The 15,485-nt window shown below is 71.9% G+C and carries 8 protein-coding genes and 2 pseudogenes; 7 read left to right on the plus strand and 3 right to left on the minus strand.

Annotation, left to right across the window (positions count from 1 at the left end; genetic code table 11):
* Positions 1 to 95: 95 nt before the first annotated feature.
* Positions 96 to 2,690 (plus strand): endopeptidase La, encoded by a 2,595-nt coding sequence (gene lon / locus J421_RS22420; RefSeq protein WP_025413420.1) that lies wholly within the window; start codon positions 96 to 98, stop codon positions 2,688 to 2,690.
* A 73-nt stretch (positions 2,691 to 2,763) separates the two neighbouring features.
* On the opposite strand, the gene J421_RS22425 is transcribed toward lon, so the two are convergent.
* Both J421_RS22425 and J421_RS22430 read right to left on the minus strand, forming a co-directional pair.
* Entirely contained in the window at positions 2,764 to 3,375 is a 612-nt protein-coding gene (locus J421_RS22425) for a nucleoside deaminase (protein ID WP_025413421.1), read from the minus strand.
* Between the two features lie 33 nt (positions 3,376 to 3,408).
* Entirely contained in the window at positions 3,409 to 5,457 is a 2,049-nt protein-coding gene (locus J421_RS22430) for a transglycosylase domain-containing protein (protein ID WP_025413422.1), read from the minus strand.
* A gap of 166 nt (positions 5,458 to 5,623) precedes the next feature.
* Here J421_RS22430 and J421_RS34665 point away from each other — a divergent pair.
* The 6 genes and pseudogenes from J421_RS34665 to J421_RS22455 all read left to right on the plus strand — a co-directional run.
* Positions 5,624 to 6,532 (plus strand): annotated as a pseudogene (locus J421_RS34665) (nitrilase-related carbon-nitrogen hydrolase); the annotation flags it as partial.
* A 396-nt stretch (positions 6,533 to 6,928) separates the two neighbouring features.
* On the plus strand, positions 6,929 to 7,714 hold the full coding sequence (locus J421_RS34670) for an NAD+ synthase (RefSeq protein ID WP_343123358.1): 786 nt from the start codon (positions 6,929 to 6,931) through the stop codon (positions 7,712 to 7,714).
* A gap of 186 nt (positions 7,715 to 7,900) precedes the next feature.
* On the plus strand, positions 7,901 to 8,704 hold the full coding sequence (locus J421_RS22440; protein ID WP_025413424.1) for a L,D-transpeptidase family protein: 804 nt from the start codon (positions 7,901 to 7,903) through the stop codon (positions 8,702 to 8,704).
* Positions 8,705 to 8,848: 144 nt separating this feature from the next.
* Positions 8,849 to 10,963, plus strand: a complete 2,115-nt coding sequence (locus tag J421_RS22445) for a VPS10 domain-containing protein (protein WP_201773067.1) — start codon at positions 8,849 to 8,851, stop codon at positions 10,961 to 10,963.
* 1,105 nt (positions 10,964 to 12,068) lie between these two features.
* Positions 12,069 to 14,006, plus strand: coding sequence for an SGNH/GDSL hydrolase family protein (locus J421_RS22450; protein ID WP_025413425.1), 1,938 nt, complete (start codon positions 12,069 to 12,071; stop codon positions 14,004 to 14,006).
* Positions 14,007 to 14,037: 31 nt separating this feature from the next.
* Entirely contained in the window at positions 14,038 to 15,156 is a 1,119-nt protein-coding gene (locus J421_RS22455) for a glycoside hydrolase family 43 protein (RefSeq protein WP_236646328.1), read from the plus strand.
* Positions 15,157 to 15,332: 176 nt separating this feature from the next.
* Here J421_RS22455 and J421_RS34675 read toward each other — a convergent pair.
* Positions 15,333 to 15,458 (minus strand): annotated as a pseudogene (locus J421_RS34675) (phytanoyl-CoA dioxygenase family protein); the annotation flags it as partial.
* Between the last annotated feature and the right edge of the window lie 27 nt (positions 15,459 to 15,485).

Genomic DNA, 15,485 nt, shown 5'->3' on the forward strand with positions numbered 1-15,485 from the left:
AGTGCGGAACGTGCAATTCGGAGGCGCGGCACCGGAACGACCCGGAACGAAGTGTGCGGCTCGCACCGCACCACATACCACACGGAACGGAACGCATGGCACAGCGCCGAACGCTTCCCGTCCTGCCGCTGCGCGGGACGGTCATCTTTCCTGGCGTCACCCAGCCGATCGCGGCGGGGCGCCCGGGCACGCTGCGCGCCATCGAGGCGGCGCTGAAAGGCGATCGCGTCGTCTTCGCGGTCGCGCAGCGCGACAACACCGACGAGCCGACGCCGGACATCCTCTACTCGATGGGGGTGATCGCGCGCATCGGCCAGATCCAGCGCGGGCTGGGCGGCGTTCAGCTCCTGCTGCAGGGGGAGCAGCGCGCCACCGCGCTGCAGTACAACACCGGCGACGGCTATCTGCAGGCGGTGATCATGCCCGCCGAGGAGATGCTGCCGCTGAACGAGCGCGACCCGGCGTTCGAGGCGCTCCACAAGGAGACGCGCGAGCGGGCCGCGGAGCTCGGCGAGCGGCGCGGCCTGCCCGAGGAGGTCGTGCATCAGGTGCTCGACTCGGTGAGCGAGGCGGGCAAGTTCTCCGACCTCGTCGCCGGCTACATCGACCTCTCCGTGCCGGAGAAGCAGGGACTGCTGGAGACGCTCTCCGTCGAGGAGCGGCTGCGTCGCGTGCTCGTGCACGTGCAGCGGCAGATCGGGCTGCTCGAGGCGCAGGAGGACATCAAGAGCGCGGTGCAGGAGGAGCTGGGCGAGCGCCAGCGCGAGATGTTCCTGCGCGAGCAGATGAAGGCGATCCAGAAGGAGCTCGGCGAGGACGATCAGAACAAGGAGATCGAGGAGCTGCGCGAGAAGCTCTCCAAGCTCGAGCTGCCGCGCGAGGCGCGACAGGAGGTCGAGCGCGAGCTCGGTCGTCTCGAGCGCGCGGGGCGCGAGTCGATGGAGGCGCAGGTCATCCGCACGTACCTCGAGTGGATCGCCGAGCTGCCGTGGAACACGCGCTCCGACGACAAGCTGGACATCAACGGCGCGTCGACGATCCTCGACGAGGACCACTACGGGCTGCAGGACGTGAAGGACCGCGTGCTCGAGTTCCTCGCCGTTAGGCAGCTCCGCGCGCAGCAGATCGCGGAGGAGGTGGAGAAGACCGGCGAGGTCGCGGCGGCGAAGCTGATGCCCGACGGCGACGACGCGACGCCGACGCTCGCGTCGAGCACGAACGACGGCGAGCGGCAGATCACGGACAAGAAGGAGGCGAAGGCGCGCGCGATGGCGCGTGGCCCGATCCTGCTCTTCACCGGCCCGCCGGGCGTCGGCAAGACGTCGATCGCGAAGTCGATCGCGAAGGCGTTAGGCCGCGAGTACGTGCGCGTGGCGTTGGGCGGCGCGCGCGACGAGGCGGACATCCGCGGCCACCGGCGCACGTACGTCGGCGCCATGCCCGGGCGCATCATCCAAGGGATGAAGCAGGCCGGCACGAAGAACCCGGTGTTCCTGCTCGACGAGGTCGACAAGCTCGGACACGGCTTCCAGGGCGACCCGGCGGCCGCGCTGCTCGAGGTGCTCGACCCGGCGCAGAACAACTCGTTCGTCGACCACTACCTCGGCGTGCCGTTCGACCTCAGCGAGTGCCTGTTCATCGCGACGGCGAACTTCCCGCAGAACATCGCGGGGCCGCTCATGGACCGCATGGAGGTCGTGGAGTTCGCCGGCTACACCGAGCGCGAGAAGGCGGAGATCGCGAAGAAGTACCTCATCCCGCGGCAGCTCGAGGAGAGCGGTCTGGGCGACAAGAACGTGTCGTTCACCGACGAGGCGGTGATGAAGGTGGTCTCCGAGTACACGCGCGAGGCCGGCGTGCGCCAGCTCGAGCGGCAGGTGGGCGCGGTGGCGCGTAAGGTCGCGCGCCGCGTCGCGACCGGCGACAGCTCGATGCTCGCCGACAACAAGATCGACGCCGGCGAGGTGCGCGAGCTGCTCGGCAGGCCGCGCGTGCACCCCGAGAAGGCGGGCGAGCAGAACGAGGTCGGCGTGGCGACGGGGATGTACTACACGCCGATGGGCGGCGACATCATGTTCGTGGAGGCGGCGATCCGCCGACTCACGGGCGCGCGCCGCGCGTCGGACAGCGACGACCACACGCAGGTGAGCGGCTACGGCAACGTGTCGCTCATCCTCACGGGGCAGCTCGGCGACGTGATGAAGGAGTCGGCGCGCGCGGCACTGACGTACGCGGCGACGCACGCGAGCGGGCTGCAGATCCCGGAGGACCGGTTGGGCAGCATCGAGGTGCACGTGCACGTGCCGCAGGGCGCGATCCCGAAGGACGGGCCGAGCGCGGGCACCGGCATCGCCACCGCGATCGTGAGCGCGATGAGCGGCCGCCCCGTGCGGCGCGACGTCGCGATGACCGGCGAGATCACGCTCCGCGGCCGCGTGCTGCCGATCGGCGGCGTGAAGGAGAAGGTGCTCGGCGCGCACCGCGCGGGGATCACGACGATCATCCTCCCGAAGGCGAACGAGGCCGACATGGAGGACATCCCGGACGAGGTGCGGAACGTCCTCACGTTCCATTGCGTGGAGACGCTCGACGAGGTGTTCGACATCGCGCTGCTGCCGGCCGCGAAGCCGGTGCAGACGCGGAAGACGGAGATGGAGGTGGCCGAGGAGGAGGCCGCGTCGGTCGCCTGACGGCCGCTGCAAGCTGCGTGGCGGCGTGGCTGCGTCACTGCGATCACACGCAGCGACGCAGCCACGCCGCGTTTCAGCCGTTGTAGATCTCGCCGCCCTTCTGCCGGTACAAGTCGAACACCGCGACCGCTTCCTCGCGCAACAGCCCTCGGCGGATCTCGAGGCCGCGGTGCGACAGGTAGCGCCACGACGAGGCGAAGACGGGGCCTTCCTCGAAGCGCAGCAGCATGGCGTCGTCGCGGGTGGCGCCGCAGAGGACGCGCCTAACGCCGCTCCACAGCGTGGCGCCGAGGCACATGGCGCACGGGTCGCAGGATGTCGCCAGCTCGTGCACCGGCATGCCCGCCGCGGCGAGCGTGAACGTGCCGACGGCCGCCTGCGCGAGCTGGAACGCGACCATCTCCGCGTGGAGCGTGCAGTTCCCCAGCCGCACGACGCTGTTCACGCCGACGGCGACGAGGCGACCCGTGCCCTGCTCCGTGATGGCCGCGCCGAACGGGCCGCCGGTGCCGCGCTGCACGTTCTCGCGGGAGAGCGCGATGGCGAGGCGCATCTTGTCCTCGTCGGTCGCGTACGGGCGCTCCCAGTCGACGACGGCGTCGACCCAGTCGGGGAGGGCGACGGTGAGCTCGCGCGGATGCGATGTTCGGGACTCGGGACTCGGGACTCGGGACTCGGAGGCCATCCGCCGTTTCCGTCGTTTCAGTCGTCTCGCGCGTCAGCGCGCCCCGGGATGCCGGAAGATCGACCACGCGTCGAACTTCTGCGCGCCGGGCTGCGTGCCGTCGATGAAGTACTCGGTGTAGCGGCGCTCGGGGGGCGTCGCGGCGTCGGCGGGGAGGCCCGTCTGGCGGTCGAGCTCCATCGTCACGAGGCCGGCGGGCGGCGACCACGTGGCGGGCTCGCGTCCGGCGTACCAGCGGCCGAGCGCCTGTGCCACGACGGGCGCGGCGAGCGTGCCGCCGACGGCGCCGGCGGTGATCGTCTTCGGCTTGTCGAAGCCGAGCCACGCGCCCATCACGAGATCGGGCGTGACGCCGACGAACCACACGTCGGCGTTGTCGTTCGTCGTGCCCGTCTTGCCGGCGATCGGCACGCGCGCGGGCAGCCACTTGCGCACGCTGGTCGCCGTGCCGCGGTCGACGACGTCGCGCATCATGTCGCGCACGATGAACGCGACCCGCGGGTCGAGCGCGAGCTGCGGCGGCGGGCTCGCGGGCGCCCACACCACCTTACCCGCGCGGTCCTCGACCTTCGTGACGAAGCGCGGCTCGACGGCGACGCCGAGGTTCGCGAACGTCGCGTACGCGGTGACGAAGTCGAGCGGCTGCACGACCGACGCCCCGATCGCGCTCGACGGATACGGCGCGATGGGCGAGCGGATCCCCATGCGGCGCGCGAGCGCGATGACGGAATCGGGACCGAGCTGCGTCCAGAGCTGCACGGCGACCGGGTTGCGCGAGCGAGCGAGCGCCTCGCGCAGCGGGATGATGCCGAGGTACGAGTCGTCCGAGTTCTCCGGCCGGTACAGCTGCCCGTTGGGGAGCGGCACCGCGATGGCCGTGTCGCCGACCGGCGCGTTAGGCGGGAGCCCCGCGGCGACGGCGGCCGCGTAGACGATCGGCTTGAACGACGACCCCGGCTGCCGCTGCGCGTCGATCGCGCGATCGAACGGCGAATCCTCGTAGTCTCGTCCACCGACGAGCGCCCGCACCTCGCCGGTCGACGGCTCGATCGCGACGACGGCGCCCTGCAGGTACGACGTCTCGCGCGCGCCGGCGCTCGTGTTCTTCGCCTTGGCCTGCGCGTACGTTGCGTGCCGGTACCCGGGGCGCTTCTCGATCGCCGCAGTCTGCTCGGCGAGCGCGTCGACGGCGGCCTGCTGCAGCTTGGGATCGATCGTGGTGACGATACGGTAGCCGCCCTCGCGCACGGGGACGCCGGCACGCTCCGCCTGGATGCGCACGACGTCGAGCACCCACGGCGCGGTCGCTGCCATGCCGCCGTTAGGCGCGGTCCGGAGCGGCTCGGCCATCGCCGCGTCGGCCTGCGCGCGGGTGATCATCCCCTGCTCCGCCATGAGCGCGAGCACCGTGTTGCGCCGCTCGCGGTTGCGGTCGGGATGCCGGCTCGGGTCGTAGAGCACGGGGCTCTTCGGCATCGACGCGAGCGACGCCGCCTCGGCGAGCGTGAGCTGCGCGGCGGGGTGGCCAAAGTAGTGGCGCGCCGCGGCGTCGATGCCGAACCAGCCGTGCCCGAAGTCGAGCGTGTTGAGGAACGCCTCGAGGATCTGCTCCTTGTTGTAGTGGCGCTCCATCTCCAGCGCGGCCTTCTGCTCGCGCAGCTTGCGGGCGGGCGAGCGGTCGCGGCGGTCGATGGCGTCGGGGTGCATGTTCCCGACGAGCAGCTGCGTGATGGTGCTCGCGCCGCGCACGTCGCCGGTGACGGCATCCTTCAACGCTCCGGCGATGCCGACGACGTCGACGCCGTTGTGCTGGTAGAAGCGCTTGTCCTCCACCGCGATGAACGCGTTGGGCACGTAGCGCGGGATGGTGCGCAGCGACACGCTCGTGCGCACCTGGCGGCCGATCTCGCCGAGCATCGCACCGTCGCGCGCGTACACGACGGTGGACTGCGTGAGCGGGACGATGCGCCACGGCTCGCCGGTGGAGGCCTGCGGCGGCTGCGCGCCGAGCGACCCGGCGGCGAGAAGGAGGAGCAGCGCCGCGCGCGTGAAGGCAGGGCGGCGCGTGAGAGTGGCTGACATGACGAGAGCGATGGTCCTCGAGCGTCCGGGCGGAAGATACACCGGCCCGGTCGATAGGATGCGCGAGCGGGACCGCATGAGTGCGCCTGCTCTGCGACGACGCGCGGTGACCGTCGTCACGCCGTCAACCGTTGATACGAGCGGGACGGGTGATCACGTTTCGCACATGCTCCGACCGCTGACGATCGCGCTCGTGCAGTTCAAGCCGAGCAAGGGCGACTACGACGCGAACCTCGCGCGCATCGCCGAGCTGTTGGCCGAGTGCGCGACGCTCGAGCCGCGCCCCGACGTGGTGCACCTGCCGGAGACGGCGCTCACCGGGTACTTCGTGGAAGGTGGGGTGCGCGACCTCGCCGTCACGTCCGGCACGGTGGCCGCCGACCTCGACACCGCCTACCGAGCCGCCGCCGCCCGCCGCGGCCACGCCGCCGACCCGCTCGACGTCGTGGTCGGGTTCTACGAGGTGTGGCGGAACACGCTGCACAACGCAGCGATGTACGTCACCGTCGGTGACGGTCCCGCTCCGCGCTCCACGCTCCACGCTCCACGCTCGGCATCCCCGAACGACGACGCGAGCGTGGAGCGTGGAGCGCGGAGCGTGGAGGGCGGTCCGGTCATTCACCACGTCCATCGCAAGCATTTCCTCCCCACCTACGGGTTGTTCGACGAGGAGCGGTTCGTCGAGCGTGGGTTCGACTTGCGCGCGTTCGACGCGCCGTGGGGGCGGGCGGCGATCCTCGTCTGCGAGGACGCGTGGCACTCGCTCACGGGGACGATCGTGGCGCTCGACGGCGCGCAGCTCGTGTTCGTCTGCTCGGCGGCGCCGGCGCGCGGGATCTGGCCGCGCGACGACGGCCTGCCGGGCCCGGCGAGCGTGAGCCGGTGGGAGCGGCTCGTGCGCGACATCGCCGAGGAGCATGGCGTGTACGTGTCGTACGTGAACCTCGTCGGCAGCGAGGGGGGCAAAGGGTTCTTCGGGGCGTCGAGCGTGATCGGGCCGCGCGGCGACGTGCGGTGCCGGCTGCCGGTGTGGGACGAGGCGATCCTGTCGATCACGATCGACCTGGAGGATCTCACGCGCGCACGGGCGGACGCGCCGCTGCTGAACGACCTGCGCGTGACCCTGCCCCATCTGCTCGCGAACCTCGACCGCGCGGAGCGCGGCGAGCCAGCGCGGCTGGAGTACGATCCGGCGTCGACGGAGCACGCGCATGGCCTGGTGTCGGCCGACGAGCGCGGCGACGGTGCGGCCGGCGCGGGGACGCCGGAAGTCGGCTCGCCCGGGGCGGCGGTGTCGCCGTCGCCGTCGGACCCGGCGCAGGGACTAGGTACTGGGGGGCCCCCCCCCCACCCGCAACAGGCCACGTCCGGTCCCGCGGCACATAACGGAAAGCTCGCCTGCGGGATCCCGGTGACGCACGTGCGCCTCGTCGACAACGGCACGCCGCCCCCGCTCGACGTCGACGGCCCGATGACCGAGCGGTGGCTCGTCACGTTCCTGCAGGACGAGTTCGCCCGGCGCGGCTTCAACAAGGCGGTCGTGGGGCTGTCCGGCGGCGTGGACTCCGCCGTGACGGCGTTCCTCTGCGCGCGGGCGCTCGGCCCGGAGAACGTGATCGGCGTGCGGATGCCGTACCGCACGTCGAGCCCCGAGAGCCTGGAGCACGCCCAGCTCGTCGGCGACGCGCTCGGCATGGAGCTCCGGACGATCGAGATCACGAACGCGGTGGACGGCTATCTCGCGTTCGAGCCGGATGCGGACCCGGCGCGCCGAGGCAACGTCATGGCGCGCATGCGGATGATCATCCTGTTCGACCTCTCGTCGCGGTACCGGGCGCTGCCGGTGGGCACCGGGAACAAGACGGAGCGGCTGTTCGGCTACTTCACGTGGCACGCCGACGACTCACCGCCGATCAACCCGCTGGGCGATCTGTACAAGAGCCAGGTGTGGGCACTGGCGCGTCAGCTCGGTGTACCGGACATCGTGATCTCCAAGCCGGCCTCGGCCGATCTCATCAAGGGGCAGACGGACGAGGGGGACTTCGGGATCAGCTACGCGCGGGCGGACGTGCTGCTGAACTGGCTGCTGAACGGCCACTCGCCGGAGGATCTCGTGGCCCGCGGCTTCGATCCTGCAGAGGTCGAGCTCGTCCGACGTCGACTGTCGGGGACGCACTGGAAGCGGCGGCTGCCGGCCGTCGCGATGGTGAGCCCCACGGCGATCGGCGAGGCGTACCTGCGGCCGGTGGACTACTGACCGACCGGCGGACGGTAGCGCCCGGTAACGTTCAGCCAGACAACGACATAGAGCGTCACGTGGCCTTGCGGCGTGCGTAACGCGCGCTAGGTTACATCGTCCTACCACAAGTGTTCCCGCCGCGGACGCGACTCGCTCAGTCGTGCCCGCCAAAATCCTCTGTCGTCCCCGGGTCGCACACCGTCGATGACGTTCCTGCCGCTCGCGCGCGTCCTCCTCAGCGCGTTCGCCCCGCTGCTGTCCCCCAGTGACAGCGGCACGATCGTCCGTCCGACCCCCTCCCCCGCGCCGACCCCGGTCGTCGCGCCGTTCACCGTCCCGGTGATCTCGCCGAAGGCCGACACGTCGGCCGCCGCCTCGCTGCCGCTGCCGACCGTGACGCCGGTCGTCGACGCCGCGGCCGTTCCGGCGGTGGAGACGGCCCTGGTCGCCGCGCCGACGCCGGTGAGCCCCGCTCCGGCCGCGTTCGCGGCACCGACGCTCGCCGCCGGCGGCTGGGCATTCGCGCCCGGGATGGTCGCGATGCCGTCGTGGGTCAGCGGCACGCGCACGGGACTCCGCCATGCGGGGCGAGCGGACAGCATCGTCGTCGAGAAGGGCGAGCACCGGATGACGCTCTACGCGGGCACCGAGGTGCTCGGCGTCTATCAGGTGGCGATCGGAAAGCGCGACGGGAAGAAGGAGCGCATCGGCGACCTGAAGACGCCGGAGGGGCTCTACCACGTCGACGCGCGCAACCCGACGAGCCGCTTCCACCTCGCGCTCCACATCTCGTACCCCAACGCGGACGACCTCGCGCGCGCCCGCACGCTCGGCGTCGCGACGGGCGGCGACGTCATGATCCATGGCCTGCCTAACGGCCAGGGGACGGCGGGCGTCGCGCACCGCAACTACGACTGGACCAACGGCTGCGTCGCGGTCACGGACCAGGAGATCGAGGAGATCTGGAGCGCGGTGCCGGTGGGCACGGTGGTGCGCATCAAGCCCTGAGCGGGAAACGGCGGAGACGTCCGAAACGGCGGATGGCCTCAGGTGGGAGCTCGGCGCTTCCCCTGAGGCCATCCGCTTTTTCAGCAGTTTCCGCCGTTTCTGCGTTCGCGAGATAGCTTCCTGCGTCTCCAACCGAACGCTTCAATGCGCATACGTCGCCTCCTCCCGCTCGCCGCGCTCGCGCTCGCGGCGCTCCCTCTCCCCGCGCAGCAGGTCGACCCCGCACTGTACGCGGGACTCCGCTATCGCATGATCGGTCCCGGCCGCGGCGGCCGAGTGACCGCGGTGGCCGGCGTGCCGAGCCAGCTGCACACGTTCTACATGGGCACCGTCGGCGGCGGCGTGTGGAAGACGGAGGACGCCGGCCAGACGTGGCGCAACGTCACCGACCGCTTCGTCGGCGAGGGGTCGATCGGCGCGGTGGAGGTCGCGCAGAGCGACGCGAACGTGGTGTACGTCGGCACCGGCTCGGACGACATCCGCAGCAACGTCTCGACGGGACGCGGGGTGTACAAGTCGACCGACGCGGGTCGCACGTGGACGTTCATCGGGCTGCGCGACGCGGGGCAGATCGGCGGCATCCGCGTCGACCCGCGCGACGCGAACGTCGTGTACGTCGCGGTGGCGGGCAACGCGTTCAAGCCGAACGCCGCGCGCGGGCTCTATCGCTCGCGGGACGGCGGGCGCACGTGGGAGAAGGTGCTGTTCGTCTCCGACAGCACGGGCGCCGTGGACGTGGAGCTCAAGCCCGACAACCCGAGCGTGCTGTTCGTCTCCATGTGGCGCGGCGAGCGCAAGCCGTGGACGATCATCAGCGGCGCGCGCGAGGGCGGGATCTACAAGAGCACCGACGGCGGCACGACGTGGAAGAAGCTCGGCGGCGGGCTGCCTAACGGACTGTTCGGCAAGAGCAACATCGCCGTCACGGCGGCGAACCCGAACCGCGTCTACGCGCTGATCGAGGCGAAGCCGGGGATGGGCCTCTACCGCTCCGAGGACGCCGGCGAGTCGTGGACGATGGTGAACCCGGCGGCGCAGCTGCTCACTCGGCCGTTCTACTACACGACGCTCGCCGCCGACCCGACGAACGCGGACGTGATCTACGGCGGCGCCGAAGGGTTCTTCAAGTCGACGGACGGCGGGCGCACGTTCGCGACGTTCCGCACGCCGCACGGGGACAACCACGACATGTGGATCAACCCGCGCGACGGCAACGTCATGATCCAGGCGAACGACGGCGGCGCGAACGTGTCGCTGAACGGCGGGCGCACCTGGTCGACGCAGATGAACCAGCCGACGGCGGAGATCTACAACGTCGCGGTGGACTCGCAGTGGCCCTACCGCGTGTACGGCGCGCAGCAGGACGAGGGCGGCACGGTGATGCTGCCGTCGCTGCCCACGAGCACGCTCGCCGTCGACGATCCGATCCAGAGCTGGCGGCAGGCGCCGGGGTGCGAGACGGGCCCCGTGATGCCGCATCCGACGAACCCCGACACGGTCTACGGGTCGTGCAAGGGACAGTTCAGCCGCATCTCCCTGCGCACCGGCCAGGAGCAGCAGTACTGGATCGGCGCGCAGTCGCTGTACGGGATGCCTAACGAGAATCTCATCTACCGCTTCCAGCGCGTCAGCCCGATGGCGACGAGCCCGCACGATGCGCGCGTCGTCTACTACGGCTCGCAGTACCTGCACAAGTCGGTCGACGGCGGCCAGACGTGGACGCGGATCTCGCCCGACCTCACGGCGAACGATCCACGGTACCGCAAGACGATCTCCGGCGAGCCGATCACGATCGACGTGACGGGCGAGGAGATGTACGCGACGCTCTACACGATCAAGGAGTCGTCGATCGCGCGCGGCGTGATCTGGACGGGGGCGAACGACGGCCCGGTGTACGTGACGCGCGACAACGGCGCGACGTGGACGAACGTGACGCCGAAGGATCTGCCGCCCGGTGGACGGGTGCAGACGGTGGAGCCGTCGCCGCACCGCCCGGGGGCGCGTACGTCGCGGTGCTGCGCTACCAGCTCGGCGACTTCAGGCCGTACATCTACGCGACGAACGACTACGGCAAGACGTGGCGCCTGCTCACGCCGGGCGACAACGGCATCCCCGCCGACCACCCGACGCGCGTCGTGCGCGAGGACCCGAAGCGTCCGGGGCTGCTGTACGCGGGCACGGAGTTCGGGATGTTCGTGTCGTTCGACGACGGGCGGCACTGGCAGACGCTCCAGCAGAACCTCCCGGCGACGCCGGTGACGGACTTCGTGCTGCACCGCGACGACCTGGTGATCTCGACGCAGGGACGCGCGTTCTGGATCCTGGACGACGTGACGCCGCTGCAGCAGCTCGCCGACTCGGTGCAGCGCGCGCGGTTCGCGTCGGCACCCGCGCACCTGTTCGCGCCGCGCGAGGCGACGCGCTTCCGCTACCGTGCGGCGTTCGGCGGCGAAGAGAGCGACCGCGTGAGCCCGGTGGACCCGCAGTACCCGCCGGCCGGCGCGATGCTCGACTACTGGATCCGCGAGCGCCCGGAGGGGACGCTGTCCCTCGACATCGTCGACTCGGCGGGCGCGGTGCTGCGCACGCTGTCGAGCGCGGCGGCGGCGCCTAACGAGGGCGCCCGCGGCGGCGGCCGCTTCGCGCGGCGCGAGACGGCGCTCGACGTGACGCCCGGGATGCACCGCGTGATCTGGGACTTCGCCGTGCCGGGCGCGAACGGCGCGGCGGGCGGCGGGCCGCTCGTGCCGCCGGGTCGGTACACGGTGCGGCTGTCGCTGCGCGGCCCGGGGACGAGCGCGTCGCAGTGGCAGACGTCGCAGCCGCTCGTCGTGCGCGCGGACCCGCGCCTGGCGCGCGACGGCGTCACGACGGCGATGCTGCGCGAGCAGTACCTGCACAACCTGCGCGTGCGCGACCTCGTGTCGGAGACGAACCGGCTGGTGCAGCGCGTCTCGTCGACGCGGGCGCGGCTCGCCGGCGCGAACGCCGCGTCGGACACGCTCGCCGCGCTCTCGGCGCTCGAGGCGAAGCTCGTCACGCCGCCGGTGCGCTACAGCGAGCCGGGGCTGCAGGCGCAGGTGCAGTACCTCTACGGCCTGACGACGCAGGCGGACCAGAAGATCGGCCGCGACGCGGTGGAGCGGTACCAGCAGCTCCGCAAGGAAGTGGACGCGGCACAGGCCGAGGCCCGTCGGTGGTTAGGCACGGACGCGCGGTCGGCGGAGCGGTGAGGTCGGCGTCGGCGCACCATCTCACGACTCCTCCCGAGAGACAGTTCGTCGCGGTTGGGTAGCGGATCGGCCGATCCGCGGATTCGTCGATCCGCTATCCAAGCACGAGGGGTTCTCTTTCAGCGAGAGTCGTGAGACGTCACACTGCCGACGCACTGCCGCCGCGCCGCCGACGCCTTCTGTTAGGCATCACGGTGGCGCTCCCGTGGGTCCTGCTCGCGCTCGTCGAGCTCGGGCTGCGCGTCGCGGGGTTCGGCGGATCGTATCCGCTGTTCGTGCCGTACCGCGACGCGCCGGGGTTCCTGTTCCAGAACGACAGCGTCGGGCGCCGGTACTTCCACGGCGCGTTCGTGCCGTCGCCGCACCTCGACTTCTTCCACGCGACGAAGCCGGCCGGCGGGCTGCGCGTGGTGTTCCAGGGCGAGTCGTCGGCCGCGGGGTTTCCGTACGGCCACGGCGGCGCGCCGTCGCGCATGCTGGAGCAGCGGCTCCAGACGGCGTTCCCGGGACGCAGCGTCGAGGTGATCAACACCGCGCTCACCGCGGTCAGCTCGTACGTGCTGCTCGACCAGGCGCGCGAGATCGCGGCGCTGCACCCGGACGCGGTGCTGATCTACACGGGGCACAACGAGTACTACGGCGTGCTCGGGGCCGCGTCGGCGGGCGCGTTCGGCCACTCGCGTGCGGCGGTGCTGGCGTATCTCGCGGTGCGGCGGCTGCGTCTCGCGCAGCTCGTGGAGCGGCTCGTCGCGGCGGGCGCCAGCTCGCTCCGCGGCCGCGTAGCGACGGACGACCCGGGCACGGTGATGGAGCTGATGGCCGGCGACCGTCTCGTGCCGCTCGGCTCGCGCCGATTCGACGACGGCGTGGCGCAGTTCCGCGCGAACCTCGATGCGCTGCTCGCACGCTACCAGGCGGCCCACATCCCGGTGTTCGTCGGCACGCTCGTGAGCGACGAGCGCGACCAGCCGCCGCTCGGCGGCGGATCCGACGCGAACGCGGCGTACGCGGCGGCGCGCGACCGCGAGGCGCACGGCGACACGGCCGCGGCGCGCGCGCTCTACCGCGAGGCGAAGGAGCGCGACGCGCTGCGGTTCCGCGCCCCCGAAGCGTTGAACGCGGTGATCCGCGACGTCGCGCGGCGGCGCGGCGCGACGGTGGTGGAGACCCAGCAGGCGGTGGAGCGCGCGTCGCCGGGCGGCATACCGGGGCACTCGCTCATCCTCGAGCACCTGCACCCGAACGTCGACGGCTACTTCGTGATCGCCGACGCGTTCTACGAGGCGCTGCGCGCCGTGCGCGCGTTCGGTCCGTGGCCAGCGCCGCCGGCGGCCGAGCGTGCCGCGGCGCGCGCGGCGGTGCCGGTGACGCCGCTCGACTCGCTCGCCGCGCTCTATCGCACCGACCGGCTCACGTCGGGGTGGCCGTTCCGGCCGCACGGCGTGCGCGTGCCGGCCATCGTGGACACGCTGCACCCGCGCACGCCGCTGGAGGCGCTCGCCCAACGGCTGGTGAACGGCCAGCTCTCGTGGGCGGAAGCCACCGACCGGCTGCGCGCCGAGTACGAGCGGGCCGGTGACGCCGACGACGCGATCCGCGTGGCGCGGGCGCTCGCGAGCGAGTACCGCTACGCCGCGCAGCCGTACCTGGACGCGGCGCGCGTCGCGCTCGCGGCGGGGCGGCCGGCCGACGCGCTCGGCTTCGCGCGCGCGGCGTACGCGCGGCGCGAGACGGCGGAGAGCGCGAAGCTGGTGGCGACGCTGACGCTGCGCACGGGCGACGTGTCCGCCGCGGTGCCGTATCTGGAGCGCGCCGAGGCGCTCGCGCCGCAGGACCGCGACGTGCGCGGCGCGCTCGCGGCGGCACGCATGCTGCCCCGACTCGAGGCGGATCGGCAGCGCACGCCGCGCGACACGGCGGTGCTGCACCGGCTCGCGCTCGCGTACGCGCTCGCGCAGCAGTACGCCGGCGCGCGCGACGCGCTCGCGGCGCTGCTCGCGGTGGCGCCGGGCGCGACCGACGCGCAGGCGCTGCTGCGCGAGCTTCCACCGCGTGAGCTGCCACGATGACTCGGCAGGAGGCGATATTGCGAGCGTGACGATGCGATACGCGATGACGATGCTGCCGGCGCTGCGGGCGCTGCGGGCGCTCCCCGCACTCGCGCTGCTGGCGTGCGGCGGTGGCGGCGGCGGTGCCGGCGGCGGGGTGGTGACGCCGCCGCCGCCGGTCACGCCCACGGCGCAGCAGTACGTGAACCCGGTGCTCGACGTCGACTTCCCCGACCCCGCGGTGACGAAGTCGAGCGACGGCTTCTACTACGCGTACGCGACGCAGACGACGGGGCTCCGCATCCAGGTCGCGCGGTCGCGCGATCTCGTGCAGTGGACCACGCTCGGCGAGGCGCTGCCTAACCGCCCGTCGTGGGCGAGCGAGTCGCAGAACTTCTGGGCGCCCGACGTGAACGAGCGCGAGGGCCGCTTCGTGATGTACTACTCGGCGCAGATCGACGCGTCGAAGCGCACGAACCCGAGCGACGGCTTCTGCGTCGGGATGGCGACGGCGACGACCGCCGCGGGACCGTTCACCGACGTCGGACACCCGGTGGTGTGCGGCCCGACGTTCACGACGATCGACCCGATGGGGTTCGACGACCCGCAGAGCGGAAAGCGCTACTTGTACTGGGGCTCGGCCGGCGCGCCGATCGTCGTGCAGGAGCTCGCGGCCGACCGCGCGTCGTTCACCGCCGGGAGCACGCCGGTGTCGCTCGTGTCGCCGCGCGCGGGGAACGACCCGAGCGCGTACGACGTCGGGCTGATCGAGGGGCCGTGGGTGACGTTCCACGCGCCGAACTACTACCTGTTCTTCTCCGGCAACGCGTGCTGCGGCGCCGCGGCGCACTACGCCGTGATGGTGGCGCGCGCCACGTCGCCGACGGGGCCATACGACGTGCTGCGCAACGGCGCCGCCGCGCAGCCGGTGCTCACGGGAGCGGGGACGTGGACCGCGCCCGGTCACAACGCGGTGATCACCGATGCGGCGGGCGTGGACTGGATGCTGTACCACGCGATCAACACGGCGAACCCGTTCCTCATCCCCGGGCGCACGGACATCTCGCGGCGGCCGATGCTGCTGGATCGGATCACGTGGACGAACGGCTGGCCGGTGGTCGGCACGGCGGGCAATCCGACGGCGACGCCGCAGACGCGGCCGACGCCTTGAGGGAGCGCCGGCTCACGATTGCCCTCCCGGGGACGCTCCTCGTGTGTTGGACGCGGATCGCGCGGATCGCGCCGATAGACTTGAGCCGTTAGTCTATCGGCGCGATCCGCGCGATCCGCGTTCCAGTCTCGATGCGCCTTCAGCGCGAACGCCGGTGCGGCGCGTCGCCGCACGCCTCACGCCTCGCCCATGACGAGCCCCTCGATCGTGTGGGCCTGCACGATCGGCTCGAGCCGGTCGACGATGCGGGCGTTCAGACGGCGGCGCGTCTGCTCCGGCAGCGACTCGAAGTAGGCACGCGTCGAACGTCCTCGCGGTCGGCGTCTCGG

Origin of the sequence: Gemmatirosa kalamazoonensis, from assembly GCF_000522985.1 — a bacterium.
GTDB classification, from domain to species: Bacteria; Gemmatimonadota; Gemmatimonadetes; order Gemmatimonadales; family Gemmatimonadaceae; genus Gemmatirosa; species Gemmatirosa kalamazoonensis.

What these genes read in the sequence shown, in the direction of transcription:
- lon (WP_025413420.1), top strand. Translation starts at nt 96, where the DNA reads ATGGCACAGCGCCGAACGCTTCCCGTCCTGCCGCTGCGCGGGACGGTC.
- J421_RS22425 (WP_025413421.1), bottom strand. Translation starts at nt 3,375, where the DNA reads ATGGCCTCCGAGTCCCGAGTCCCGAGTCCCGAGTCCCGAACATCGCAT.
- J421_RS22430 (WP_025413422.1), bottom strand. Translation starts at nt 5,457, where the DNA reads ATGTCAGCCACTCTCACGCGCCGCCCTGCCTTCACGCGCGCGGCGCTG.
- J421_RS34670 (WP_343123358.1), top strand. Translation starts at nt 6,929, where the DNA reads ATGACCGAGCGGTGGCTCGTCACGTTCCTGCAGGACGAGTTCGCCCGG.
- J421_RS22440 (WP_025413424.1), top strand. Translation starts at nt 7,901, where the DNA reads ATGACGTTCCTGCCGCTCGCGCGCGTCCTCCTCAGCGCGTTCGCCCCG.
- J421_RS22445 (WP_201773067.1), top strand. Translation starts at nt 8,849, where the DNA reads ATGCGCATACGTCGCCTCCTCCCGCTCGCCGCGCTCGCGCTCGCGGCG.
- J421_RS22455 (WP_236646328.1), top strand. Translation starts at nt 14,038, where the DNA reads ATGCGATACGCGATGACGATGCTGCCGGCGCTGCGGGCGCTGCGGGCG.